Raw genomic sequence first — 22721 nt, 5'->3', positions numbered from 1 at the left:
GGGACTTACAGGATGGCTCTTGATCTTACCGACACCGCGGACCTGAAAAAGGCCAGCGCGAACGCGATCGAACTGCATCGCAAGTTGCATCGGCTGGATAGTTGGATCGAGCGCCTATCCGACTGGCTACGGCACGTCGAGTCGGTCGACCACGACACCTTCGTCGGCACGGCCTTTCAGCAGCAGCTTTGGGACAGCCAGACGATTGCTGCGACGGGTCAAGGGCATATCGATGTGTCTGCCATCATTTCCAACGTCGCGATCGCGGAGCGTCTGTGGACGTTGAAGGAGACTCTGCTACCCCAATCAATCACTGAACGGATTGCGTGGTTGGGCGAGGTGTGGGAGGAGATCTCCACGCTGTTGGAGCCCCTGACCACGCGAAAGCCAAGGCTCAAGATGTATCGCGTTTTCGCCTCGCTGTGGCCCGAGCAGTTCACCACGGTTGCGCACTACCAGAAGCTACAGATGCTGGGTAAGGCGATGGGTCTTCCGAATAGTTCCGACCATCGAACAGAGCTGCACCAGCGAATCCTTGAGCGACTGGATGACGCAGGCGTCGTCACTTCAAGCCGCGAGGAGCGTATGACCTTGCCATGGGTCCTTCTCGTGCATCACGTACAGGACAACGGCGGTGGAGCGACCGAGCTTCCAAGCGAGTCAGCCGGAGACCTCAGGCTTAATCCGCTGCCCGCGGGGCGGCGTCGGCGCGGCATGCTTGCCATCAACGGTTCGGTCGCAAGCGTGCTGGCAATGCTCGAGTTCGCCAAGGGTGGACGCAAGCGCGCTGATTTCCTCGAGCACATCCGATCAGTGAATCCCAAGCTGGCAACGAACTCGCTCGGCACCAATCTACATGCGCTGATCGCCGAATGGGGTGCCCTGCGCTCATCGGGCGATGATCTCTTTCTGACGCCTCGCGGTGAAGCCTTTTTGGAGTCGGGAGAACCGGAAGAAGTCTCTGATTGGTTGCTCACCCAGGTGCTGGGATTCGACAACCTGTTGCATATGCTCAAGGACGGGCCCTTGCAGCACAAACAGGTCATCACTCGCCTCCAAGGGGTCAATCCGGGCTGGACGAGCAACTTTGCGCCAACCGTCCTCATCAACTGGGCCAAGGGGATGGAGCTGGCCGAGCTCGATTCAGCAAAGATCCTCCGTCTTACTGAGCGTGGACAACAATGGGCGTCACGCATCCATTGGACCCCGGGGGCGCTAGCACCCGTCGTCAAGCACGTCATCGATGCGCCCGTAGCATCGCGTACAGCCCAAGTGGACGATCTTTGGTCCCAGCTGCCAACGCTGAAAGAGATCCGTACGGCATTTCCGGAGGACCTGGTATTTGATGCCAGCCTCATCGCACAGCTGCACGCCGGCCTGTGGAACCGCCGCCATCAACGTCGTCATTTTGCGGTACTCACCGGCCTGAGCGGTGCGGGCAAGACCCAGTTGGCAATTGGCTATGCCAAGGCACTTTGGGCTGATCAAGCCGCAGAGGATCCAAGCGAGCGCGGCTGGCACGTGGTGGCGGTGCAACCTGGCTGGCACGATCCGAGTAGCCTACTTGGATACGTCAACCCCATCGATAGCGACGTCTACATGCGGACCGGCTTCCTTGAGTTCCTGCTACGCGCGAGCGCTGATCCCGATCGTCCTTACGTTGCCCTGCTCGATGAGATGAACCTTTCGCACCCAGAGCAGTATCTGGCACCGCTGCTATCGGCGATGGAGAGCGGTGACGATATCGAGCTGCACGCACTTGGCGATGAGGTGGGAGACGTACCCGGTCGCATTCCCTATCCCTCCAATCTGGTACTTATTGGCACTGTGAACATGGATGAGACCACGCACGGCCTGAGCGATAAGGTCCTTGATCGAAGTGCGGTCATCGAGTTCTGGGACATCAATGTCATTGATTATCCAGGTTGGGAGAAGGAGACCAACCTGCCAGCTCACGACGTTGCCATGGTCCGCGACGTACTGGTCGCCCTGATGGCGCCGCTGCGCGCGGTTCGACTGCATTTCGGTTGGCGCACTATTGCTGATGTGCTGGGCTATGTCGAGGCAGGTGTCGAGGGTGGGGAGCTCTCCGCAGCGGAGGCACTGGATCACTCCGTGTACGCCAAGATTCTGCCCAAACTTCGTGGAGAGGACACCAAGCGTCTGCGCGATGCTTTCGATGAAGTGGCGCGTATCCTTGTCGATAGAAAGCTGAACCGCTCTGCTGCCAAGGCGCAGGAGATGTGCTCGGATCTGCGCGAGCAGGGCAGCGCACGATTTTGGCGATGATGCCATGTTGATCTTGACGTGCACCGATCAGTTCGATGCCCATTTCGAACTCACGCCGGGAGCGCCATGCAGTGGGTTCCGCGAGAATGGCGTGTACCGGTTCGCCGGACTCCCGCCCGGCGCCTCGCTGTACATCGACGAAGCGCGTGTGGATTCGGAAAGCACTTCAGGTGGCACACAGTTACGCTGGCAGCCGGGTTTCTACGCTGGCGAAGTGTCGGTGGAAGTCCTCGATGCCTACGGCGAATTGCTGGCCTCTTACCGCCTTGACGTCGGCACAGACGAGAGCAAGTTGGGTGGAGGCTTGTTTCAGCAGATGCTCGATGCCATTCATGCCTATGATCCCGAGCTGGTATTCGGCACGGAGTCGGCTCAATCGAGTATCGGCAAAAATGGTGACGTGACCAGTCTATTGCTGCAGTACGCCCGACTTCGTAGATACGCGGACGATCTGGTCAGGTCGTACCATGCGATCTCTGCACAGCCACTCACGCGGCTCCGGCATCAGCGCCAGCGGACGTCGTTCCAGCGCGTGCGACGCATCGACGTCACTTCGGCACGGCGCTTCATGCGCCAGCCTGGCGCCGTGTCCATCCTGCGAAAGGGGCCTGTACTGGAGTCCCATGCCAGCCCACCCGCGTTCGATGTCATGCATGGAATCGAGGACGTCAACAACCCGGCCAATCGTGCCCTTGCCGGGGCCTTGGCCCTACTTCGGCTCCGCTGCAGACTCGTGGCCGATGCGCTGGTCAGGCTCTCCGCATCCGAGAGGCAGGACAGTGCCCGCGCTCCGTTGGCGAATCGGCTGGATCGCAAGCTGATGTTCGTGGAGGCATTCTCGCGGCAACTGGCCTCGATAGCTAAGCTACCGCCGTTTTCGACGATCACGCGCGCCGCGATGGATTCAGCTGGCTTAACCGCCATCTCTGCCCACCCGGTCTATGCGCGAGCTTACCGGCTCGCGTGGGCGTCGCTCAGACCAGGCGTCGAAGGTCCCGCCATCGATGAGAGCCTTTGGCTCAGTCCGACATGGGAGATCTACGAACGCTGGTGCTTCATTAGTGTCGTTATGGCATTGCGCGAGTTGTATCCGCGGCTTAAGTGGACATGTCAGCGACGTCGACGGGTGGATGTCATCCGCCACGTTGGCACTGGCGACGGCACCCGGATAGAGGCGTCGCTACAGCGTACCTTCCTGTCTGCCAGCAAATCTATGACCGGGATGCGCAGCGCATCCCTCCAACTGAGACCTGACATCGTCGTAACGGCCGAAGTAAGCGGCCAGCGACGCATGGTTGTGCTTGATGCCAAGTACCGCACGTCAAGGCGCAACGTACTGGATGCCATGCAATCTGCGCATCTTTACCAGGACGCATTGCGATGGGATGGACGACGGCCCGATTGCTCGTTGCTGCTTGTTCCGCGTGGCGGTGGGGCGCCTTGGCTGGAAGAGCCCGCTTTTCATGAGTCGAACCGGACCGGGATTCATGTTTTGTCCCCTGAGGATGATGCTGAGGGTTTGCGGGTACTGCTTGGTCGCTGGCTTGGCGTGAGACCGTGACCGCTTACCGGAATGTTGACGGACCTGCTTTTATAGTTTGGCCGGTCAAAACCAAGGGAATGGCTTCATGAGCGTCATGCCACCAAGCCGATGCCTCGCCTTGGCAATGGCCGCGGCCCTCAGCGCTACGGCCTGCGCCAAGTCCGCCACCGCTGAGAAGGGTGAAAAGGAAGCTGCCATGTCAGAGAACAGTGCCGAAAGCCGCACATTGGATGGTTACACGTATACGACCAAGCCCGTGGAGGCACGCATCGGGCCACACCGGTTCGCGTTCCCCGCCAACTACTACGATGACCAGATCGGCCCTGCCGTCGGCGGTGGCGTAGGACTTACCCTCATGTGGCCAAGCCTGCAGGCGGCCCCGCCCGGAACACGCCCTACCCGCTCCATGGCGGATCACTACCGCGCTATCAGCGTCTCGATCGACTACGTGGACAAGGTTCCGATATCTGGGCTGCTGCAGCGCATGGCCAGTAACGAGGCGACGACTGTAGACGGCGCGATCGAGCGTACAGACCCCCGACGGCGGCTGGATCTACGGACTCCCGGAACTCCTCAGTTCGGCCTCATCCCATACGCCATTGATGAAACGAAAATGGAGGCCTACGCCGAGGTGTATTCGACGCAACGCGGCGAGGCGCCAGCGCGGAATCCGCGGACGGAGAAGGAGTGGTATGTCGCCCGCTCAGGGGACGATGAGCTCACCACGTTCATCCGGTGCGACCAACCGCTGAACGGTCTGAACGGCCTGGTCATTGAGGGTGAACTGCTGGTTCCCGACGATGCACCCGAGGTCGCCAGCTGTACCCACAACGTGGTCGATATTCCTGACAGTCTCGCGATGACGATCCGCTACCCGCGCGTGCTGCTCAAGGACTGGAAGGCAATCGAGGATGCCGTACGAGCAATGATGGCTCGCTACAGGCTTCGGATAGTGGGCACCGTGGGCTTCGCCAGCGTGAGCTAGCAGTTCACGGCATCGTAGAACCACAGCCCATTCGACTCTGTGGCGGTGACAATCCCGGCCTGCTCAACGGCATCCTTGAAGAGTCGATCGCAGAAGACTCCTCCGTGGAACCTGAGCCTGAAGACGTGCGAAGGACCCAGCACTTCAGGCTTGAACGCCAACCGCACGTCGCCAGTCAGCCCATAGAACTTGCCATTCTCGAACTCGTCGCTGATTTCAACGTTGAGCTGAGACGCGTCTTCGTCCAAAGCATCCAACGTACGGACCACGTCACAGAGAAATCGTGAGGGTCCTTTCGAGCCATCTACGAGGCGATAGTCAGTCTCTACGAAGGCGAAGGCACCGGCATCCACTGTTTCCATTACGTGGCGAAGCCGGTCGGACACCAACCAGTAGCCGCTCATTCCGCCCTCAAGGTCCCCTGGCAACACGCCTTCGCGGGGGTCGTACACCAGCCGTGGCTGCTCGCGCAGCGGAGGAAAGCCTCCAGCCTTGGGCCGCAGGACGATCCTTGGCAGAGTCAGTAACGCCCGTTCGTTGGCAAAAAAGACGCCATGGCCTTTACCGCCTCGAAGGTCATCCGGCCGCAGCTGGAAGAACTCTCCCTTCCGTGGCTGATTGGTGTATGGCATGCAATGCGTCCTGTTTAGGTGGGCGCGGGCTCCAAGTGCCAACAGGTTAACCTGCATCAGCGGTGAGCGAGTCGATTGGCGCTTGGACGGATGGGGTTCTAGCAGTGTCGCTTGCCTCACTGGAGCTGCGAGGCAACCATCACCTGCGACTATATGGAATAGTGACCGTGAGGTTGCAGGGCAATTGCGCCTGTCCATGTCGTATCCGGCATACTTCTACCTATCGAGTGGACGATTAGCATAGGGAAGGAGGTAGGCGCCATGGATGATTGGAACCACGAGCAGCTGGCCGCATCTGTTGAGGCATACCGTTGGATGCAGGGCCGCGTAGACGTCGGTCTCAAGGTCAACAAGGCGCAGCTCTATCGTGAGCTTTCCCTGAAGCATGGTCGTACTCCCAAAGCTTGGGAGTACCGAATGCAGAACATCTCGCATGTTTTGCAGCTGCTCGATGAGGATTGGCTCACTGGCCTGACACCAGCGAAGAATGTTGGCTCAGGGATTATTGAGGCTTTGATCAAGATCCTTGACGTCAGGCCTCCCACAGCTGTCTCGGGCGAAACGCTGAGCCGTCTTGAGGAGCAGCGCCAGCTCGTCGACCAGTCTGGATTCTTCCTCCCTGGCACAGTTGAAGATCAAAGAGACCGCGTGCTTGCTTCTGTTGTGCAACGCCAAGGGCAGCGGGAGTTTCGGCGAGCGCTTCTGCAAGCGTATCGAAACAAGTGCGCCATAACGGATTGTGGGGTGGTCGATGTCCTTGAAGCGGCTCATATTTATCGTTACATGGGAAGAGAGACAAACATCGCCTCCAACGGACTACTGCTCCGGGCTGATGTTCATACGCTCTTCGATCTTAGGCTGATTAGCATCGACTCGTCGGCGATGCGAGTCTGCGTTGCACCCACGCTTGCGGGATCTGAGTACTGGGCACTAAGCGGCAAGCCCTTCGCAGGGCCATCCGCCGAAGGGTTTCTGGTTGATCAGGGCCAGCTTGCGAGGCATCGAGCGAGCTGCAACTGGTAGTCAAGATTTCGAAGGCTTCTTTGATGCGTCATCTTCCAAAACCTGCTCTGCCGACAGTTTCTTCAGGCGGGTGTTTTCAGGCTTAAGCTCCTTGAGCCACTTGGCGTCTGGCACGCTCATGCCACCGGATTTAATGCGCGAGAGGTAGCACGAGCGTCGGTGAAGCCAAGCTGGCCGCACAGATCTTCAGTCGGCATACCGGCCTCACCTTCGCGTAGGAAGCCAATGACCTGTTTTTCGGAGAATCACTTCTTCACGTTCAATCCTTGTCACTGAGGATTGGACTGCAAACCGTTGTGCTACTCAATCTCGGGGATAAGTTGGGAGGATCAGCGCGTCCGAGTCTCAAGGAAAGCCTGTCCTGGGATCCTGCAGCTCTCTTCAACCAGGACGCAGGTTCACATTCAGTCGTCCTCGTGATAGAAGGAGCAATGATGAACTCCCTCTTCGCTGAAGCTGTGCCTATCGCTGATGACTCCGCCTTAGCTGGGGTGGCCGCTGTGCTTTTAAGAGACGGGGACCTTCTAACTAAGGTTGGCAGGGCCCTTAGGACTGCGTTCGACGAAGTCATCGATGCTCCTCGCACGGGGCGTTATTGCATTGAGCAGCTCGAGAAAACGGAGAAGACCTACATTGGGACGAAGGTGGAAATCCTCCTTCGGAAGGCACTTTTTCTGGAGCGCGGCAGGTACCTGGACAACCTCATTGCGGGTCAAGAGGTAGACACCAAGTTCACGATCAAGAACGACTGGATGATTCCCCAGGAGGCGATGAATCAGCTTTGTTTGCTCGTCCGCGCAGATGACTCCAAAGGCATCTGCGAGCTAGGCTTACTAAGGATGACGCCTGAGGTATTGGGGGCAGGCAAGAATCGAGACGGAAAGAAGTCCGTTTCAGCGGCAGGGAAGCGCCAGATTCGATGGTTAGTTCAAGGCCCCATGCCTCGCAACTTCATGCTGGACCTGGAAGACACGATTCGTACCAGAGTTCTATCTCAGACAAGCGGACGTCAACGGGTCCGATCACTGTTTACGAACGCAACGGGCGTTTTGATTCCACGCAACGTCATTGAACAGTTGGCCCAGCAGAGAGATGCCGTCAAGCGAGCACGCGAGATGAAGGCTACGCTCGCCGAAGAGGGTTTTCAGGTCCTTTGCGCGACCTACCTCGTCGATCGCGAGGTCATGATAGCTAACGGGTTCTACCCTACTGAGCGCGATGAGTGGCTGAGCTTGCGAACCGGCTGATGGGCCGTGCCTGCGGAGGGCGCAGCAGCGTCGTTGCATATAGATGAGCCGGAGCTGCGCACGGCCAGATCCCTGGCTACTCTAGTCACATCTCTGGCGATTGCTGCGCTGTGGTCAACGGCCCCCAGGACTGAACCTAGACTACTTGCACTCGGTCACAAGCTTGGTACGCTGGCGTGCGTCGGACGCCGCCCGGGCGCACGAGGCGTGACGAGCAGCAAAGACGCAGGTTGTCAACCCTCCTAGTCTCAGCGCTTGATACCGTGCCAGTGTGTACTTGCCGGTGACACCCCCATCCAAACACCTTATGCGGCCTACAAGAGGCAATTGCAGCATTCGCTGCAGTCATGACCTTTAACCCGCCGCATTGCGATCTGAGAGTTACATGAGTCAATTCACTTCCCTAGAAATGTGCGCTGGAGCCGGTGGTCAAGGTCTCGGCCTGGAGATGGCCGGCTTCGAGCATTCCGCGCTCGTAGAGTGGGAGCCGGCAGCGTGTCAGACGCTTCGGTTCAATCGTCCCGCTTGGAACGTGATCGAGGGAGACCTTCGCGAGTTTGATGCATCCCCGTACATAGGTGTTGAGCTTGTGGCCGGCGGCGTGCCCTGCCCCCCGTTCTCCAAGGCAGGGAAGCAGCTCGGCGCGGACGACGAAAGAGACCTGTTTCCAGAAGCGATTCGAATTGTCGACCAAGTTCGTCCCCAAGCGGTCATGCTTGAAAATGTTCGCGGGCTTCTTGATCCGGTCTTTGCTGACTATCGAAAGAACGTAGAAAAGCAGCTTAAGAAGCTCGGCTACGTTGGTGACTGGAAGTTGATACAAGCCTCGGACCATGGAGTGTCACAGCTGCGGCCACGCGTGATCTTTGTCGGGATTCGAAAGGAGTTCGCCTCTGATTTCTCCTGGCCCGAACCCAGTGAAATGCCCCCCAAGACGGTGGGGGTCCTTCTTCACGATCTTTTGGGGGAACGAGGTTGGAAGGGCGTCGATGCCTGGCGTGAGGGCGCCAATGCTATCGCGCCAACCTTAGTGGGTGGCTCGAAGAAGCATGGTGGGCCAGACCTTGGGCCGACGCGCGCCAAGAAAGCGTGGGCGGCGCTTGGGGTTGATGGTATGGGCCTTTGGGATCAGGCGCCGGAACCTGACTTCGTGGGAATGCCTCGGCTCACTCCCAGGATGACTGCTCGCGTACAAGGTTTTCCTGATAGCTGGCAGTTTTCAGGGAAGAAGACTGCAGCTTATCGACAGATAGGTAACGCTTTCCCCCCCCCCGTAGCAGCGGCTGTAGCAACAAAAATTCGAGCAGCGCTATCGCGCCAGACAATCTTTAAGGTGGTATGACGTCAGGTATGGACACACTTTTTACTGCTGAAAGAGCTTCGTTCCATGCAGCGCTTCTTCGGAAAACACTGACTCTCGATGCAGACGGCGTTCCTTCGAATGCAGACAGGGGGAGCGTAGTCAGCAAGAACATCGCTAAGAGTATTGCTCGGCAACTGCGAGTTGAGACGCAGGCAGAGAAGATCGCCGGCCAGACGTCCGGCGCAGACTTTGAAAGTGCATGTACTAGCTTCATCGGCAGCACTTTTAGACACCTTCAGCATCTCAGACCCGGCGAATGGGACATTCGGCAGGTCGGGGGTAGAAATCGACGACAAATTGCTTCGTATGAGCAGTATGCGCACCTTGTCGCGCTTGATCTCGCAGCAAAAAATGACAGAGAGCTGGCCGCCGCACTTGGAAGTGATTACACCATTACCCCGGACATCATAATTTCCCGCGGACTTGTATCTGACGAAGAAATTAACTCTTTGGCGCCACTCGTTGACACCTCCATATCCCGGCAAACGTCATTACGTAAGGCCAATGGAGGACGGCCGCTGCTCCATGCAAGCATTTCATGCAAATGGACAATTCGCAACGACCGCGCTCAAAACTCTCGATCAGAAGCACTGAACTTAATCAGGAATAGAAAGGGAAGGCTGCCCCACGCGGTAGTGGTGACCGGCGAGCCTAGCCCTAGCCGAATCGCATCGATCGCCCTAGGAACTGGCGATATAGACTGCACTTATCACTTCGCCCTGAGAGAGCTAATCAATGCGGCCGCGGAACTGAACCTAATTGACGCGATGGAAATGCTGGAGGTTATGGTTCAAGGCAAACGACTTAAGGACATAAGCGACCTACCGCTAGACCTTGCGGTGTAAACGTTACGCCCCCTCCCCAGCGTAAGTAGCAGGCCGTTACAGCCGAGGACATTTTGTCAATTCAATTACCCATCAGCGGGGCATTCGTCCCGCCTGGTTCGATAACTGAAGGGCCTGCCTAAAGCAAGATGGAATCTCCCAGCTCACTCCGAGATCACTAGCTCCGTCGGCGAGCAACGATGGCTCATCGAAGAATGAGTAGTGCCTGTAATCGCCGCCAACAAAGTCCCTGCGAGCGGTAATGAAACCAACCTGAAACAAGAATCTAATAATCTCTGTTTCGGATGGTCGGCCCGAAAGACCAGCAATTCGGACGTCCTTTCCGCTGACGTTGTTCTTCAAGTGCCGAACTATCTCATCGGTTTTGAAGATGTTGGATTTTCCCTTAAATGAATGAATGATAAGCTCGATTCTTTCACACTGGGCGCGGAACTCTGCAATTAGATCATCAATCCTAGTTCGACCAAATCCTTCAAGATTTTTAGTGAGATCGTCCAGACCTATCTTGTCACTTCGCCGCTTTACGGCGCTCTTTGCAGCAGCTTTGCATAGTTCAACCATCCATCGCGGCCGGTATCTGCACAAAGAAGCGATTACAACCGCAGGAGCACGATGTTTATCAGAATCCTCTATATCGGCGCCCGCTTTCTCCACCTCTTTCTTCCCCCAAGGCATCGGATCGTCAAATCCTATGGAGACGGCTTGACGGGGAGACAAACTGTCAATCTTCCCACTCGCAACCGCCACTCCACTATTTCGCCGGAGAAACGCCTTTACGCGAGCCGCCAGCATTCCTTCAAGTTCATCTTTTGTCCATTGGAGATCGACGACATAAGGTTCGATCTTGGATAGCGCCTCAAATTTACGTTTGATGATCGCCCACGTACTGGGGCGTATCGATGTTCGAAATCTAACTTCTTTCACCTCATTACTAAGCTGGCGCATCGCAACAAGTGCGGTGGCGATTCGAATTCCATCCTCTTCTGTGTCACGAAAATTTTCGTCCAAATCATCGATGACCAACCAGATCTGGACATCATTGGCTCCGGCAACTCTCCTTAGCGCCTGCAATGGGTCAGCAAGCCCCGCCAATTCGGGCTTTCCTGGAATGTCCTTTAGACGCGCTAGAATTGCAGAGACAAATCCTCGCTCGGCAAATCCACCACGGTCCGCTTCTTCGCGCAATCCGACGACGTCGTCACTAAACTTAAAATCAATCCTAGCGCCAAGCGCACCAGCGGCGACGCGGATGAACGCCTCCTTCCATAGGCGCACACATAATGGTTCGCTAGTACTGAGTGCTGAAGGAACAAGTGAACTAGCGTAAGCGCTGTGCGCAATTACATTTTTGAAAGTCTTAAGCCGGAGAAATGTCCACCTCAGTAGGGCTGATTTTCCTTCACCCTTATACGCCCGAACGACTTTCAGTTTCGCACTTGAGTCGATAAAAGATGTGAATTCGCTTCGCTCGTATGCGTATGCTGAGAAGAGTGACTCTTCTTCATCCTCCGCCATCTCATTACCAAACAACTGTTCATCAGATAGATCAACCTTCCAGGTTTTCATCCCCCCCCCCCCTTTTGTCTTCCGGACAAAAAAGGGCGACCAGAGGGCCGCCCTTTCTATTCAATCAAACCCCAACAGGGTTCGACTTCTCCACATCAATCTTGTACTGCTTGATCGCCCGGGCCACATCCTTACCCGTCATCTTCCCTTCCTTGGCCAGCGCCGCAATCGCAGCATGCGCGATGTAGTACCGGTCAACTTCGAAGAACCGACGCAGGTTCGCACGCGTATCCGAACGACCAAACCCATCCGTACCCAGCACCGTGTAGTGCCCCGGGATGAACGCACGGATCTGGTCCGCATACGCCCGCACATAGTCGGTCGCGGCAATCACCGGACCCTGGCGGCCTTCCAGCAGCTCGGTCACGTACGCCTTGCGCTGTTCGCCTTCCGGGTGCATGCGGTTGTAACGCTCCACATCGAAACCATCGCGACGCAGTTCGTTGAAGCTCGGGCAGCTCCAGATATCGGCGGTCACGCCGAAGTCCTTGTCCAGCAGCTCGGCCGCGGCAATCGCTTCGCGCAGGATCGTGCCCGAACCCAGCAGCTGCACGCGCAGCTCGTTCTTCTTTGGCTTGCCGGCGTCGGTCAGCAGGTACATGCCCTTGACGATGCCTTCAGCCGCACCTTCCGGCATTTCCGGATGGGTGTAGTTTTCGTTCATCAGGGTGATGTAGTAGTACTCATCCACCTGGTCTTCCATCATCGCCTTGGTGCCGTGCTGCAGGATCACCGTCACTTCGAAGCCGAAGGTCGGGTCATAGCTGCGCACGTTCGGGATGCCACCAGCCGCCAGATGGCTGTGGCCATCTTCGTGCTGCAGGCCTTCACCGTTCAGCGTGGTGCGGCCGGCGGTGCCACCCAGCAGGAAGCCGCGGGTACGCATGTCGGCAGCCTGCCAGGCGATGTCGCCCACGCGCTGGAAGCCGAACATCGAGTAATAGATGTAGAACGGCAGCATCGGCACGTTGGAAACCGAATAGCTGGTACCGGCGGCCATCCACGATGCGATCGCACCCGGCTCGCTGATGCCCTGCTGCAGCACCTGGCCGCTCTGGTCTTCGCGGTAGAACATCAGCTGGTCCGCATCCACCGGCTTGTACTTCTGGCCGAACGGGGCGTAGATGCCGATCTGCCGGAACAGGCCTTCCATACCGAAGGTACGCGCCTCGTCGGCCACGATCGGCACGATGTGCGGGCCCAGTTCCTTGTCACGCAGGGTGATGTTCAGGCTCTGCACGAAGGCCATCGTGGTGGAGTACGAACGTTCGCCGCTGCTCTTCAGCAGGCGCTCGTAGGTTTCCAGCTTCGGTGCGTTGAAGCTCTTGCTGGCCTTGCGGCGACGCTGCGGCAGGTAGCCACCCAGCGCGGCACGACGCTCCTGCAGGTACTTCACTTCCGGCGAATCCGGGCCGGGGTGGTAGAACGGCACCTGGCCGTCCTTCAGCTGCTCGTCGGTCACCGGAATGTTGAAACGGTCGCGGAAGTGGCGCACCGCTTCGTCGTCCAGCTTCTTGGTCTGGTGGGTCGGGTTCAGTGCCTCGCCGGCGCTGCCCATGCCGTAGCCCTTGACCGTCTTGGCCAGGATCACCGTCGGCATGCCCTTGGTGTTCACGGCCTGGTGGTAGGCGGCGAACACCTTGTGCGGGTCGTGGCCACCACGGTTCAGGCGCCAGATGTCGTCGTCGGAAAGGCCCGAAACCATCGCAGCGGTTTCCGGATACTTGCCGAAGAAATGCTCGCGCGTATACGCGCCGCCGAAGGCCTTGCAGTTCTGGTATTCGCCGTCGACGGTTTCCATCATCAGCTTCTTCAGGACGCCATCGGTGTCCTTGGCCAGCAGGGCATCCCAATAACCGCCCCACAGCAGCTTGATCACGTTCCAGCCGCCGCCACGGAACACGCCTTCCAGTTCCTGGATGATCTTGCCGTTGCCGCGCACCGGGCCATCAAGGCGCTGCAGGTTGCAGTTCACCACGAAGATCAGGTTGTCCAGGCCTTCGCGGCCGGCCAGCGCGATAGCGCCCAGGGTTTCCGGCTCGTCGCTCTCGCCATCGCCGATGAAGCACCACACCTTGCGGTCGGACTTTTCGATCAGGCCACGGTTTTCCAGGTAACGCAGGAACTGCGCCTGGTAGATCGCGGCGAGCGGGCCCAGGCCCATCGACACGGTCGGGGTCTGCCAGTAATCGGGCATCAGCCACGGATGCGGGTAGCTGGAAAGGCCGCCGCCATCGACTTCCATGCGGAACTTGTCCAGCTGCGCTTCGTCGATGCGGCCTTCCAGGTAGGAACGCGCATAGATGCCCGGGGCGCTGTGGCCCTGGATGAACAGCAGGTCGCCGGGGTGGTTGTCGCTCGGCGCGCGCCAGAAGTGGTTGAAGCCCACGTCATACAGCGTGGCGCCCGATGCGAAGCTGGCGATGTGGCCGCCCAGGTCGCCCGGCTTGCGGTTGGCGCGCACCACGGTGGCCATCGCATTCCAGCGGATGATCGAACGGATGCGCCATTCCAGGTCGGCGTCGCCCGGGCTCTTGGCCTCCAGGTTCGGCGCGATGGTGTTCACGTATTCGGTGGTGGGAGAGAACGGCAGGTACGCACCCGAACGACGGGTCAGCTCCACCATGCCTTCCAACAGTTGATGCGCGCGCTCGGGGCCCTCGACATCAATCACGGCCTTCAACGACTCGATCCACTCCTGGCTTTCAACCGGGTTCGGGTCGTTGTTCAGCAGCTCGTTCAACCAGTTCATTAGCGCTCCCATTACCGCACGCACGCGCGCGACTGTTATTGATTTCTAGACCGCAAAGTGTAGCGCACCAGTGGCTTCCGTCACTTGGCTACGCCTGCGTATGGTCGTAAATGGCCTGTGTCCCTGCGGACTGTCCGAAGTTGTCCCGGCCAATGTTTCCAAGGTGTTACGCGTGTGGCGGACCGGGTTCCTTGCCCTACCCGCCCCGGCCATGCCATTGATCCGGGACGGAAAACCAAGGATCACCCCATGGTTGGTCGCCCTACGCCGCTTGCCCCCACCCGGCCCGCTGGCCGCAGCCTGCGCACGCGGCTGATGCTGTGGTCAAGCCTTGTGCAGGCCGCATTGTTGCTGCTGCTGGTGACACTGTTCTATCTGGGTGCGCGAACGCTGGTGCACCAGCAGGCCAGCGAACAGCTGCGTTCACTGGCCGACCAGACCGCCCGCAGCCTGGGCAATTCGCTGCGTTCGGCGGAAATCACCGGCGACATGCTGCTGTCCCCGCTGGGCCGCCAGGCCTTCGATGCCATCCAGCTGGATGGCCTGCTGCGCGCGGCGGTGGTGGCCGACCCCAACGTGGACGGGGCCACGGTGATCATCGAACCGGACCGCGTGGCCGGCCTGCCCGATGGCTACGCGTGCAATGACATGCTGCACGATGGCAGCGTGCACCGGTCCTGCAGCGGCCAGCTGGGCTTTGAGACGCACCAGCGCGGTTGGTACCGCGATGCGCTGCGCGCCAGTGGCCCGTGGTGGTCGGCGCCGTACACCAACCCGCAGGCCGAAGGGCGTCTGTTCATCACCTACAGCAATCCGCTGCGGCTGGCTGGCGAGCTGCTGCCGGCCGGGCTGGTCAGCGTGGACGTGCCACTGGCGCGGCTGCAGCAGGACCTGGGTGAACTGCCGCGCAGCGTCGGCCTGCGCGCCACCCTGCTCGGCCCGGACCACCGCGTGGTGCTCAGTTCGGTGCCGGAAATCGAGCCGGGCATGTCCTTGCAGCAGTACCTGCAGCTGCGTCCGGACCTGGCGCCGCTGTTCGATCTGCGCCGCCCCCTGCTCCACCCGGAACGCGGGCTGGAACACCGTGGCAGCGATGGCACCCGCTTCCTCAGCCGGGTCGCCCCGTTGCAGCAGCCCGGCTGGCAGGTGGTGCTGTCGGCGGACCGCGCGTTGCTGCTGGCGGACCTGCGCCGCGTGGCGCATTGGGCAATCGGGCTGGGCTTGCTGGGCGTGGTGGTGTGGCTGCTGTTGGTGCGCCGCCATGCGCTGCGGCTGCTGCAGCCGATGGAAGCGCTCACCGCCGCCGCGCGCCGTTTCAGTGCCGGCCAGTTCCACGAACCGCTGCCGGTACCGCGCCACGATGACGAGGTCGGCGAGATGACCCGTTCGTTCGAAAGCGCGCGCCGTTCGATCCTGCAGCAGATGGACACCATCGCGCGGATGGCCAGCGCGCGCGAACGCACGGAAAGCGAAATGCGCATCGCCCATGGCATCCAGCAGGGCATGCTGGCGCCACCGCCGCGCCTGCAGGCCGATGGCTTCCAGCTGCGCAGTGCGGCGCTGCTGGTGCCCGCGCTTGAGGTCGGTGGGGATTTCCAGCACATCGCCCAGCTGGACCGCACCACGCTGTGCTTCGTCATCGGCGATGTGTCCGGCAACGGCGTGCCGGCGGCGTTGTTCATGACCCGCGTGCTGACCGTGCTGGAAGCTTCGATGCTGCGCCATCGCCATCCGCCGACGATCCTGGCCGAAGCCGGGCGCCATATCGCCGAGCGCAACCAGGCGTGCATGTTCGCCACGGTGTTGTGCGGGGTGGTGGATGTGTCCAGTGGCCGCTTCGAACTGGCCAGCGCCGGGCATGAATCGCCGCTGCTGCGCCAGGCCGATGGCCGCGTGCGGGTGCAGGCGATGCACAGTGGCCCGGCGCTGGGCATCAGTGCGGATGCCTCGTACCCGTGCGCGCGCGGGCTGCTGGCACCGGGCGACTACCTGCTGGCCTATACCGATGGCATCAGCGAGGCGCAGTGTCCGCGCCAGCGCTGGTTCGGGCTGGACCGGCTGCGCGAGGTGCTGGCGGCCGAGCCCGACGACCGCCGCGTCTGCGCCCGCGTGGTGGATGCCCTGCACGCGTTCTGCGAAGGCGCCGGCAACCCGGACGACCTGGCGCTGGTCAGCGTGGGGCGGCAGGCGCTGGTGCCACCGCTGCGGCTGCGCGCTGCGGCTACCCCCGATGGGCTGGCCTACCTGCTGCAGCGGCTGGTGGCGGGATTGCACGGGATGCACCTGGACAGCACGCGCATCGGCGTGGCGCGGCTGATCGTGGAAGAGCTGGGCACCAATGCCATGGCGTATCAGCGCGTTGTGTCGGATGTGACTCTCGACGTCCTCGCCACCCTGGATGAGGATGGCCTCGCACTGGACGTGTGCGATGACGGGCAGGCATTCGACCCCACCGTTGCGCCCGTACCAGACCTGGACGAGGCGATGGAACGCCGCGCCATCGGGGGTTGGGGCCTGCACCTGGTGCGCTCGCTGAGCGACCACATCGAGTATTGCCGTCGCGATGGCAGCAATCACGTCCATCTTCTGCTGCTGCCGCCGGCAGCGCGTACGGAGTAGTTGCCCATGTCCCGCCTGACCCTGCGAATCGACCCCGGTGACAGCCCGTACCAACGTGTGTTCGTGTCCGGCTGGCTCGATGGCAGCACCCATGCCGAACTGGACGCCGCACTGGCGCCGCTGCTGCACGATGGCACCCACATCCTGGAACTCAACCTGGCCGGGCTGGAGTACATATCCAGCGCCGGGCTGCGCTCCATCTTCCGTGCCCGCAAAGCCCTGCACCCGCACGCCGGCCGCGTGCTGGTGATGCAGCCCCGCCCGGGCGTGCGCAAGGTGTTCGAGCTGGTCAAAGCCGTCCCGGTGGAAGAAGTCTTCGCCTCCCAGGAAGAACTGGACAACTACCTGTCCGTGATCCAGCACAAAGTAGCCAACGGCGAACTCTAAGCCGCTACACCCACCCCTGGTGGGTGACGACCGTTGGTCGTCACAGCCCAACCCCTTGCACCCAACCCCCTATCGATATATCGTTTCGCCACCCGATACCGATATATCGAAATGACCCCGCCGCGCCCCACCCCCGCCACCACCCGTCTGCTCAGCCGCGGTGACCTGCGCCTGCTGGTGCTGGCGCTGCTCGGCGACCAGCCGCGCCACGGCTACGAACTCATCCAGCACGTCAGCGAGCTGTTCGTGCGCGCCTACACGCCCAGCGCCGGCACCATGTATCCCTTGCTGGCCAGCTTCGAACAGGCCGGCTGGGTGCTCGCCGAAGACGACGCCGGGCGCCGCCGCTTTCGGATCACCGATAGCGGCCGCGCCGAACTGCTGGCCCGACGCGATGAAGTGAAAGCCGCCCAGCATCGCGCCTGGCACCGTGCCCGCGAGATCGCCAAAGCCGACATGCCGCCGGACCTGCGCGATGCCCTGCGCCAGTTCAAGAGCGCGCTGGTGCGCCACCACGGACGCTGGCAGGAAGGCGAAACCACCCAGGTGTCCGCCCTGCTGCTGCAGGCGGCCGCGCTGTTGAACGGCCAGCCGCCCGCGCCGGCCGAATCCCCCGAACCTGCGACCCCGCCCGCCTGAGCCAGCCCGGTCGCCCCGCGCCTGTCGCGTCCCCTCCCTCTTCAGGAATCCCCTATGTCTTCCCATGAAAACAAGCGCCTGCGCCTGGATGTCCGCTTCCGCGAACTGACCGTGCTGCGCATCGAAGAAGTCACCCCGAACATGCGCCGCGTGGTGCTGGGTGGCGCCGACCTGGCCGGCTTCGATTCACCCGGCCCGGATGACCACATCAAGCTGTTCTTCCCCAACCGCAGCGGCGAGATGGTGCTGCCGACAATGACCCCCGAAGGCCCGCGCTACCCGGAGGGCAAGGAACCTTCGGTGGCGCGCGATTACACCCCGCGCGGCTGGGACCACGAAGCCGGCGAGCTGGCGATCGACTTCGTACTGCACGGCGACCACGGCGTGGCCGGGCCATGGGCCGCACGCGCGCAGCCAGGCGACACGCTGGCGGTCGGCGGTCCGCGTGGTTCGTTCCAGGTGGCCGATGATTACGATGGCTATGTGCTGATCGGCGATGAAACCGCGCTGCCGGCGATTGCCCGCTGGCTGGATATCCTGCCGGAGGAAGCCGAAGTGCAGGTGCTGATCGAAGTGGCCGACGAGGCCGAACGCCAGGACCTGCCGCAGGGCGACAACGTGCGCATCCAGTGGCTGGAGCGCAATGGTTTCCCGGCCGCAAGCAGTTCGCTGCTGGAAGATGCGCTGGTGGACTTCGAGGCGCCGGAGGGCGATGTGTTCTATTGGATCGCCACCGAATCACGCCGCGCGCGGATGATGCGCAAGTTCTTCGAAGGCCACCATGCGGTGCCGCGCGATTGGATCCGGTCCACCGGGTACTGGAAAGCGCACGCGGACGAGACTGACGGGGATTGAACGGTCCGGTAGTGACGGCCGCTGGCCGGCAATCCGCCTTTTGACGGCCAGCGGCCGTCACTACCGAATTGACGCGATAATGGCCGCATGACCGACCTCTTTGCTGCCACCGTCGCTGCGGCGCTTTCGCGCCTGCAGACCGACCCTTCCGCCTTCGACACCGTGCTCGCCCCCCATGGCGAGGCCGGCGCCCTACGCCCCACGCTGCGCGACCTGCTGGAAACCCGCCAGCTGGCGCTGAAGGCCGATGCCGATGTCGGCCTGGTCGCCGACATGCTGCGCCGCGACCAGAAATTCGCTCCGCCGGGCCGTCCTTCCATCCACCTGGTGCAGCTGCGCAAGCAGCAGGCCAGTGCCAAACAGGCGGCGTTGATCGCGCGCCAGGCGTATGGCCGCGCCGCGCAGGATTTCGTGCGGGCGCTGTCGTTGAAGATCACCCCGCGGCTGACCCCGATCGCCGTGGCCGACCGCTGGATGCAGACGCAATTGGGGTGATTGCCCGCAAAAAAAGACCCGCCGTCACCGGCGGGTTTTTTCATTCAACACCCCGTGGATCAGGCAGCCGGCTTTTCGCCGGTAGCTTCGGTGGTGATGCGGATCTTCACTTCGTCGCTGACGTTCGGGGCGTACGCGCCGACGCCGAAATCGCTGCGCTTGATGGTGGTGGTGGCATCGAAGCCCGCCGCCGGCACCTTGGCCATCGGGTGCTCGCCGCCGCCATTGATGGTGACGTCCAGGGTGACCGGCTTGGTCTGGTCCTTGATGGTCAGGTCGCCGGTAACGGTCAGCTTGTTGGTGCCGGCCGATTCCACCTTGGTGCTCTTGAACGAGGCCGCCGGGAACTTGGCGGCATCGAAGAAGTCGGCGCTCTTCAGGTGCTCGTCGAACTTGGCGGTGAAGCTGTTCAGGCCGGTCAGCGGCAGCTTCACTTCCACGGTGGACTTGGTCACGTCGGTCGCGTCATACACCAGGGTGCCTTCGGCGCTGCCGAAGTGCGCGGTCGGGTTGGAGAAGCCGAAGTGGCTCCACTGCGCCAGCACGTCGGTGTGCGACGGGTCCAGCTTGTAGGTGCCCGAAGCGATCTGGATCGCGTCGGCAGCCGGCGCAGCAGCGGCGGCATCAGCGGCCGGGGTGGTGGTCTGCTCGGTCGCGGCCGGGGTCGCGGCGGCATCGGCGGCCGGGGTGGCTTCGTCGGCCGGCTTGGAGCAGGCGGCGATCGCCAGGGTCAGGGCCAGCGGCAGCAGCAGCTTGGTGGTCTTGGTCATGTTCAGGACTCTCTCTCGATTGTTTCGCTAAGGGAATGGACTGCAAACATCGACCCGTCCACGGGACCGGCCGATTCAAACATAAACACGGTTCAGACGATGCGAGCGGCTTCGTCGAAGGACAGGCGCGGCGAACGCGGGAACAGGCCGGCGGTGTCGCCGTAGCCCAGGTTGACCAGGAAATTGCTGCGCAGCGCGGTGCCGGCGAAGAACGCTTCGTCCACCTTGGCCGGATCGAAACCGGTCATCGGGCCGGCGTCCAGGCCCAGCGCGCGCGCGGCCAGGATCAGGTACGCACCCTGCAGGCTGCCGTTGAGGAAGGCCGGCTTCTGGCGGTTTTCCTGCGGGCCGTCGAACCAGCTCTTGGCATCGGTGTGCGGGAACAGGTAGGGCAGCTTTTCGTGGAAGTCCAGGTCGTGGGCGATGATCACCGTGACCGGGGCGGCCATCGTCTTGGCCAGGTTGCCTTCGGACAGCGCCGGGGCCAGCTTGGCCTTGCCTTCCTTCGAGGTGACGAACACGAAGCGGGCCGGGCTGGAATTGGCCGAGGTCGGGCCGAACTTCACCAGGTCGTACAGCGCGCGCAGCGTGGATTCGTCCACCGGCTTGTCGTGGAAGTCATTCGCGGTGCGGGCAGTGCGGAACAACTGGTCAAGCGCGGCAGCGTCGAGTTCGTGCGACATGCATCCTCCAGGTAAAGAGCGTCAGCCCGGTGCTGCCTGCCAACAGGCCTGCAGCCGGGTCCATGCGGGGCAGTGTAGAGTGTCGCGTCTGTTGCAACACCCAGCAGGGCTGAAACGAATTAATGCCAATCGTGAAACGATCGAGTGCGCCCTCGACGATTACCGATGGCCGCGCCGGCAACGTCCGGCAGGCCGTGGCGCTGGCCGGCGCGCTGCGTCTGGGCACCCACCAACCGCTGATGCTGGTGCCGCAGGCGCCTTGGCGCTGGCTGTCGCCGCGGCGCCTGCCCGGCGACGTCCAGCACGGGTACGGCGAGGCATTCGCGACTCTCGCTGATCGGCCGCCTGCGCTGGCGATAGGCTGTGGCCGACAGGCCGCCGGGGCATTGAGGGTGCTGCGTGCGCGGGGAAGCCGGGTGGTGCAGATCCTGGATCCGCGCATCAGCGCGCGCCACTGGGACCTGGTGATCGTGCCCGAACATGACCGCCTGCGTGGCGGCAACGTGCTGACCCTGCTCGGCAGCCTGAACCCGGTGGACGATGACTGGCTATCGCTGGGGCGGGCCGCCTTTGCCGATTTCCGCAGCCTGCCCGGCCCGCGCACCGCGCTGCTGGTGGGCGGGCCCACCGCCCATGCGGCCTGGGACGAACAGGACATGCGCGGGGTGTTCGCGCAGCTCGCCGCGCAGATCCGTGCAGAGGGCGGCAGCCTGCTGGCGACCACCTCGCGGCGCACGCCGCCGGTACTGTCCGATGCGCTGCGCGACACCTTCGCCGACATCCCGAACGTGATCTGGGGCGATGGCGGCGACGGGGTGAATCCGTATGCCGGGCTGCTGGGCTGGGCCGACCGGGTGGTGGTATCACCGGATTCGGTGAACCTGTTGTCCGAAGCCAGCGCCACGCGCGCGCCGGTGATGGTGGCGCTGGCGGCCACCGCGCAGGGCCGCATGCAGCACTTCCAGCAGGCGCTGCACGAACGCGGCCGGCTGCAGCCGCGCTGGCTGGACTGGGGCCATGGGCCCATCGAACCGCTGCGTGAAACCACGCGCGTCGCCGCCGAAGTGAAGCAGCGCCTGGGAATGTGACGTTGGTAGCGCCGAGCCATGCTCGGCGAGCGCAGCGCAGCACCCACCCAGCACGGCTCGGCGCTACCGGGTTCGGTCTATGATGCCCTCGACATGGACCGTCCTTTCTTATCCCTCGCCCTGCTTCTGCTGCTCGCTCCGGCCACCACCCGGGCCGACAGCGGCACCTGCCGCGAACGCTATCCCACCCCCGCCGCCGAAGCGGCGATGTTCGACGTGGCCTGGACCACCGCCGAGCGCCTGGACACCCTGCCGGACGTGGACGTGGTGATCGCCGCGCGCGGCGGACAGGACCTCAGCCGCTACGGCCTGCGCCACAGTCACTTGGCTTTCCTGCTGCGCGACGACGACGGACGCTGGCGCGCCGTGCACCTGCTCAACCGCTGCAAGACCGACCGCTCGCTTCTGTATTACGAAGGCCTGGCCAACTTCATCGGTGAAACCGGCGGCCATACCGACCTGCGCATCGGCCTGCTCCAGCCCGCACTGGCCGCCCGCCTGAAGGCGATGCTGCAGTCGCCGGCCACCGCCGCGCACGCATTGCACGAACCACGCTACAACGTGGTCGCCTACCCGTACCGCACCGATTTCCAGAACTCCAACGGCTGGGTGCTGGAAGTGCTGGCCGCCGCGATGGCCAGCGCCGATGGCGCCGCGCCGCTGCAGGATCGCGCCGGGGTGCAGGAGTGGCTGCGCGCCAACGGCTACCTGCCCAGCGTGCTGCATATCAGCCTGGGCAAACGCGTAGGCGCGCGCGTGGCGGTGGCCAATGCCACTACCACCGACCATCCGCTGGCCGAGCGCGTGTCCGGCAACTATTCGGTGGTGACCGTGGAATCGGTGTTCGACTTCCTGCGCGCACGCCAGCAGCTGCCGCAGGAACTTTCCATTCCGCATGTTCCCGTGGCCGGTGCCACGGCCGCTACGCCCTGACCCCATT

The 22721-nt window shown here is 61.9% G+C and carries 19 protein-coding genes and 1 pseudogene; 14 read left to right on the top strand and 6 right to left on the bottom strand.

What is annotated here, in order from left to right:
• Positions 1-12 precede the first annotated feature (12 nt).
• The 3 genes from IFT63_RS11405 to IFT63_RS11395 all read left to right on the top strand — a co-directional run bounded on the left by IFT63_RS11405 (position 13) and on the right by IFT63_RS11395 (position 4817).
• Entirely contained in the window at positions 13-2289 is a 2277-nt protein-coding gene (locus IFT63_RS11405; protein ID WP_192084254.1) for a hypothetical protein, read from the top strand.
• A gap of 4 nt (positions 2290-2293) precedes the next feature.
• On the top strand, positions 2294-3850 hold the full coding sequence (locus tag IFT63_RS11400; RefSeq protein ID WP_192084253.1) for a nuclease domain-containing protein: 1557 nt from the start codon (positions 2294-2296) through the stop codon (positions 3848-3850).
• A gap of 178 nt (positions 3851-4028) precedes the next feature.
• Positions 4029-4817, top strand: a complete 789-nt coding sequence (locus IFT63_RS11395; RefSeq protein ID WP_249404454.1) for a hypothetical protein — start codon at positions 4029-4031, stop codon at positions 4815-4817.
• On the opposite strand, the gene IFT63_RS11390 is transcribed toward IFT63_RS11395, so the two are convergent.
• On the bottom strand, positions 4814-5449 hold the full coding sequence (locus IFT63_RS11390) for a DUF1629 domain-containing protein (RefSeq protein ID WP_192084251.1): 636 nt from the start codon (positions 5447-5449) through the stop codon (positions 4814-4816). The two genes, IFT63_RS11395 and IFT63_RS11390, sit on opposite strands and share 4 nt — an antisense overlap.
• A 261-nt stretch (positions 5450-5710) precedes the next feature.
• On the opposite strand from IFT63_RS11390, the gene IFT63_RS11385 reads away from it, so the two are divergent.
• Positions 5711-6472 (top strand): HNH endonuclease, encoded by a 762-nt coding sequence (locus IFT63_RS11385; protein ID WP_192084250.1) that lies wholly within the window; start codon positions 5711-5713, stop codon positions 6470-6472.
• A gap of 27 nt (positions 6473-6499) precedes the next feature.
• Here the strand turns inward: IFT63_RS11385 and IFT63_RS17585 are convergent.
• Positions 6500-6669: pseudogene (locus IFT63_RS17585) on the bottom strand (IS3 family transposase); the annotation flags it as partial.
• Between the two features lie 237 nt (positions 6670-6906).
• On the opposite strand from IFT63_RS17585, the gene IFT63_RS11380 reads away from it, so the two are divergent.
• The 3 genes from IFT63_RS11380 to IFT63_RS11370 all read left to right on the top strand — a co-directional run bounded on the left by IFT63_RS11380 (position 6907) and on the right by IFT63_RS11370 (position 9927).
• Positions 6907-7719 carry a NaeI family type II restriction endonuclease gene (locus IFT63_RS11380; RefSeq protein WP_192084249.1) on the top strand — a complete coding sequence of 271 codons (813 nt, stop codon included), beginning with the start codon at positions 6907-6909 and terminating at the stop codon, positions 7717-7719.
• Between the two features lie 385 nt (positions 7720-8104).
• Positions 8105-9061, top strand: a complete 957-nt coding sequence (locus IFT63_RS11375; RefSeq protein ID WP_192084248.1) for a DNA cytosine methyltransferase — start codon at positions 8105-8107, stop codon at positions 9059-9061.
• Positions 9062-9069: 8 nt separating this feature from the next.
• Positions 9070-9927, top strand: a complete 858-nt coding sequence (locus tag IFT63_RS11370; protein WP_192084247.1) for an NgoMIV family type II restriction endonuclease — start codon at positions 9070-9072, stop codon at positions 9925-9927.
• A 72-nt stretch (positions 9928-9999) separates the two neighbouring features.
• Here the strand turns inward: IFT63_RS11370 and IFT63_RS11365 are convergent, their stop codons facing one another.
• Together IFT63_RS11365 and aceE are read right to left on the bottom strand one after the other, a co-directional pair.
• Positions 10000-11493 carry a hypothetical protein gene (locus tag IFT63_RS11365; RefSeq protein WP_192084246.1) on the bottom strand — a complete coding sequence of 498 codons (1494 nt, stop codon included), beginning with the start codon at positions 11491-11493 and terminating at the stop codon, positions 10000-10002.
• A 64-nt stretch (positions 11494-11557) separates the two neighbouring features.
• Complete coding sequence (aceE, locus tag IFT63_RS11360) at positions 11558-14245, bottom strand: pyruvate dehydrogenase (acetyl-transferring), homodimeric type (RefSeq protein ID WP_192084245.1); 2688 nt, start codon at positions 14243-14245, stop codon at positions 11558-11560.
• Positions 14246-14494: 249 nt separating this feature from the next.
• On the opposite strand from aceE, the gene IFT63_RS11355 reads away from it, so the two are divergent.
• The 5 genes from IFT63_RS11355 to IFT63_RS11335 all read left to right on the top strand — a co-directional run bounded on the left by IFT63_RS11355 (position 14495) and on the right by IFT63_RS11335 (position 19240).
• On the top strand, positions 14495-16864 hold the full coding sequence (locus IFT63_RS11355; protein ID WP_192084244.1) for a SpoIIE family protein phosphatase: 2370 nt from the start codon (positions 14495-14497) through the stop codon (positions 16862-16864).
• 6 nt (positions 16865-16870) lie between these two features.
• Entirely contained in the window at positions 16871-17251 is a 381-nt protein-coding gene (locus IFT63_RS11350) for an STAS domain-containing protein (protein ID WP_192084243.1), read from the top strand.
• Between the two features lie 111 nt (positions 17252-17362).
• Positions 17363-17890 carry a PadR family transcriptional regulator gene (locus IFT63_RS11345; RefSeq protein WP_192084242.1) on the top strand — a complete coding sequence of 176 codons (528 nt, stop codon included), beginning with the start codon at positions 17363-17365 and terminating at the stop codon, positions 17888-17890.
• A gap of 54 nt (positions 17891-17944) precedes the next feature.
• Entirely contained in the window at positions 17945-18745 is an 801-nt protein-coding gene (locus tag IFT63_RS11340; RefSeq protein ID WP_192084241.1) for a siderophore-interacting protein, read from the top strand.
• Positions 18746-18832: 87 nt separating this feature from the next.
• Positions 18833-19240, top strand: a complete 408-nt coding sequence (locus IFT63_RS11335) for a hypothetical protein (RefSeq protein ID WP_192084240.1) — start codon at positions 18833-18835, stop codon at positions 19238-19240.
• 59 nt (positions 19241-19299) lie between these two features.
• Here the strand turns inward: IFT63_RS11335 and IFT63_RS11330 are convergent, their stop codons facing one another.
• Entirely contained in the window at positions 19300-20010 is a 711-nt protein-coding gene (locus IFT63_RS11330; protein WP_192084239.1) for a YceI family protein, read from the bottom strand.
• A gap of 92 nt (positions 20011-20102) precedes the next feature.
• Entirely contained in the window at positions 20103-20693 is a 591-nt protein-coding gene (locus tag IFT63_RS11325) for a malonic semialdehyde reductase (RefSeq protein WP_192084238.1), read from the bottom strand.
• A gap of 128 nt (positions 20694-20821) precedes the next feature.
• On the opposite strand from IFT63_RS11325, the gene IFT63_RS11320 reads away from it, so the two are divergent.
• Positions 20822-21781, top strand: coding sequence for an ELM1/GtrOC1 family putative glycosyltransferase (locus tag IFT63_RS11320; protein WP_192084583.1), 960 nt, complete (start codon positions 20822-20824; stop codon positions 21779-21781).
• A gap of 93 nt (positions 21782-21874) precedes the next feature.
• Complete coding sequence (locus IFT63_RS11315) at positions 21875-22714, top strand: DUF2145 domain-containing protein (protein ID WP_192084237.1); 840 nt, start codon at positions 21875-21877, stop codon at positions 22712-22714.
• Positions 22715-22721: the final 7 nt, after the last annotated feature.

The sequence above is a fragment of the Stenotrophomonas sp. CFBP 13724 genome (assembly GCF_014841975.1).
GTDB lineage: Bacteria > Pseudomonadota > Gammaproteobacteria > Xanthomonadales > Xanthomonadaceae > Stenotrophomonas > Stenotrophomonas lacuserhaii.
The sequence above is the reverse complement of the archived record's forward strand: the minus strand, read 5'-3'. Positions and strand labels throughout refer to the sequence as shown.

What these genes read in the sequence shown, in the direction of transcription:
- IFT63_RS11385 (WP_192084250.1), top strand. Translation starts at nt 5,711, where the DNA reads ATGGATGATTGGAACCACGAGCAGCTGGCCGCATCTGTTGAGGCATAC.
- IFT63_RS11365 (WP_192084246.1), bottom strand. Translation starts at nt 11,493, where the DNA reads ATGAAAACCTGGAAGGTTGATCTATCTGATGAACAGTTGTTTGGTAAT.
- IFT63_RS11345 (WP_192084242.1), top strand. Translation starts at nt 17,363, where the DNA reads ATGACCCCGCCGCGCCCCACCCCCGCCACCACCCGTCTGCTCAGCCGC.
- IFT63_RS11395 (WP_249404454.1), top strand. Translation starts at nt 4,029, where the DNA reads ATGTCAGAGAACAGTGCCGAAAGCCGCACATTGGATGGTTACACGTAT.
- IFT63_RS11390 (WP_192084251.1), bottom strand. Translation starts at nt 5,449, where the DNA reads ATGCCATACACCAATCAGCCACGGAAGGGAGAGTTCTTCCAGCTGCGG.
- IFT63_RS11325 (WP_192084238.1), bottom strand. Translation starts at nt 20,693, where the DNA reads ATGTCGCACGAACTCGACGCTGCCGCGCTTGACCAGTTGTTCCGCACT.
- IFT63_RS11350 (WP_192084243.1), top strand. Translation starts at nt 16,871, where the DNA reads ATGTCCCGCCTGACCCTGCGAATCGACCCCGGTGACAGCCCGTACCAA.
- IFT63_RS11315 (WP_192084237.1), top strand. Translation starts at nt 21,875, where the DNA reads ATGGACCGTCCTTTCTTATCCCTCGCCCTGCTTCTGCTGCTCGCTCCG.
- IFT63_RS11355 (WP_192084244.1), top strand. Translation starts at nt 14,495, where the DNA reads ATGGTTGGTCGCCCTACGCCGCTTGCCCCCACCCGGCCCGCTGGCCGC.
- aceE (WP_192084245.1), bottom strand. Translation starts at nt 14,245, where the DNA reads ATGAACTGGTTGAACGAGCTGCTGAACAACGACCCGAACCCGGTTGAA.
- IFT63_RS11405 (WP_192084254.1), top strand. Translation starts at nt 13, where the DNA reads ATGGCTCTTGATCTTACCGACACCGCGGACCTGAAAAAGGCCAGCGCG.
- IFT63_RS11380 (WP_192084249.1), top strand. Translation starts at nt 6,907, where the DNA reads ATGAACTCCCTCTTCGCTGAAGCTGTGCCTATCGCTGATGACTCCGCC.
- IFT63_RS11335 (WP_192084240.1), top strand. Translation starts at nt 18,833, where the DNA reads ATGACCGACCTCTTTGCTGCCACCGTCGCTGCGGCGCTTTCGCGCCTG.
- IFT63_RS11330 (WP_192084239.1), bottom strand. Translation starts at nt 20,010, where the DNA reads ATGACCAAGACCACCAAGCTGCTGCTGCCGCTGGCCCTGACCCTGGCG.
- IFT63_RS11340 (WP_192084241.1), top strand. Translation starts at nt 17,945, where the DNA reads ATGTCTTCCCATGAAAACAAGCGCCTGCGCCTGGATGTCCGCTTCCGC.
- IFT63_RS11375 (WP_192084248.1), top strand. Translation starts at nt 8,105, where the DNA reads ATGAGTCAATTCACTTCCCTAGAAATGTGCGCTGGAGCCGGTGGTCAA.
- IFT63_RS11400 (WP_192084253.1), top strand. Translation starts at nt 2,294, where the DNA reads ATGTTGATCTTGACGTGCACCGATCAGTTCGATGCCCATTTCGAACTC.
- IFT63_RS11370 (WP_192084247.1), top strand. Translation starts at nt 9,070, where the DNA reads ATGGACACACTTTTTACTGCTGAAAGAGCTTCGTTCCATGCAGCGCTT.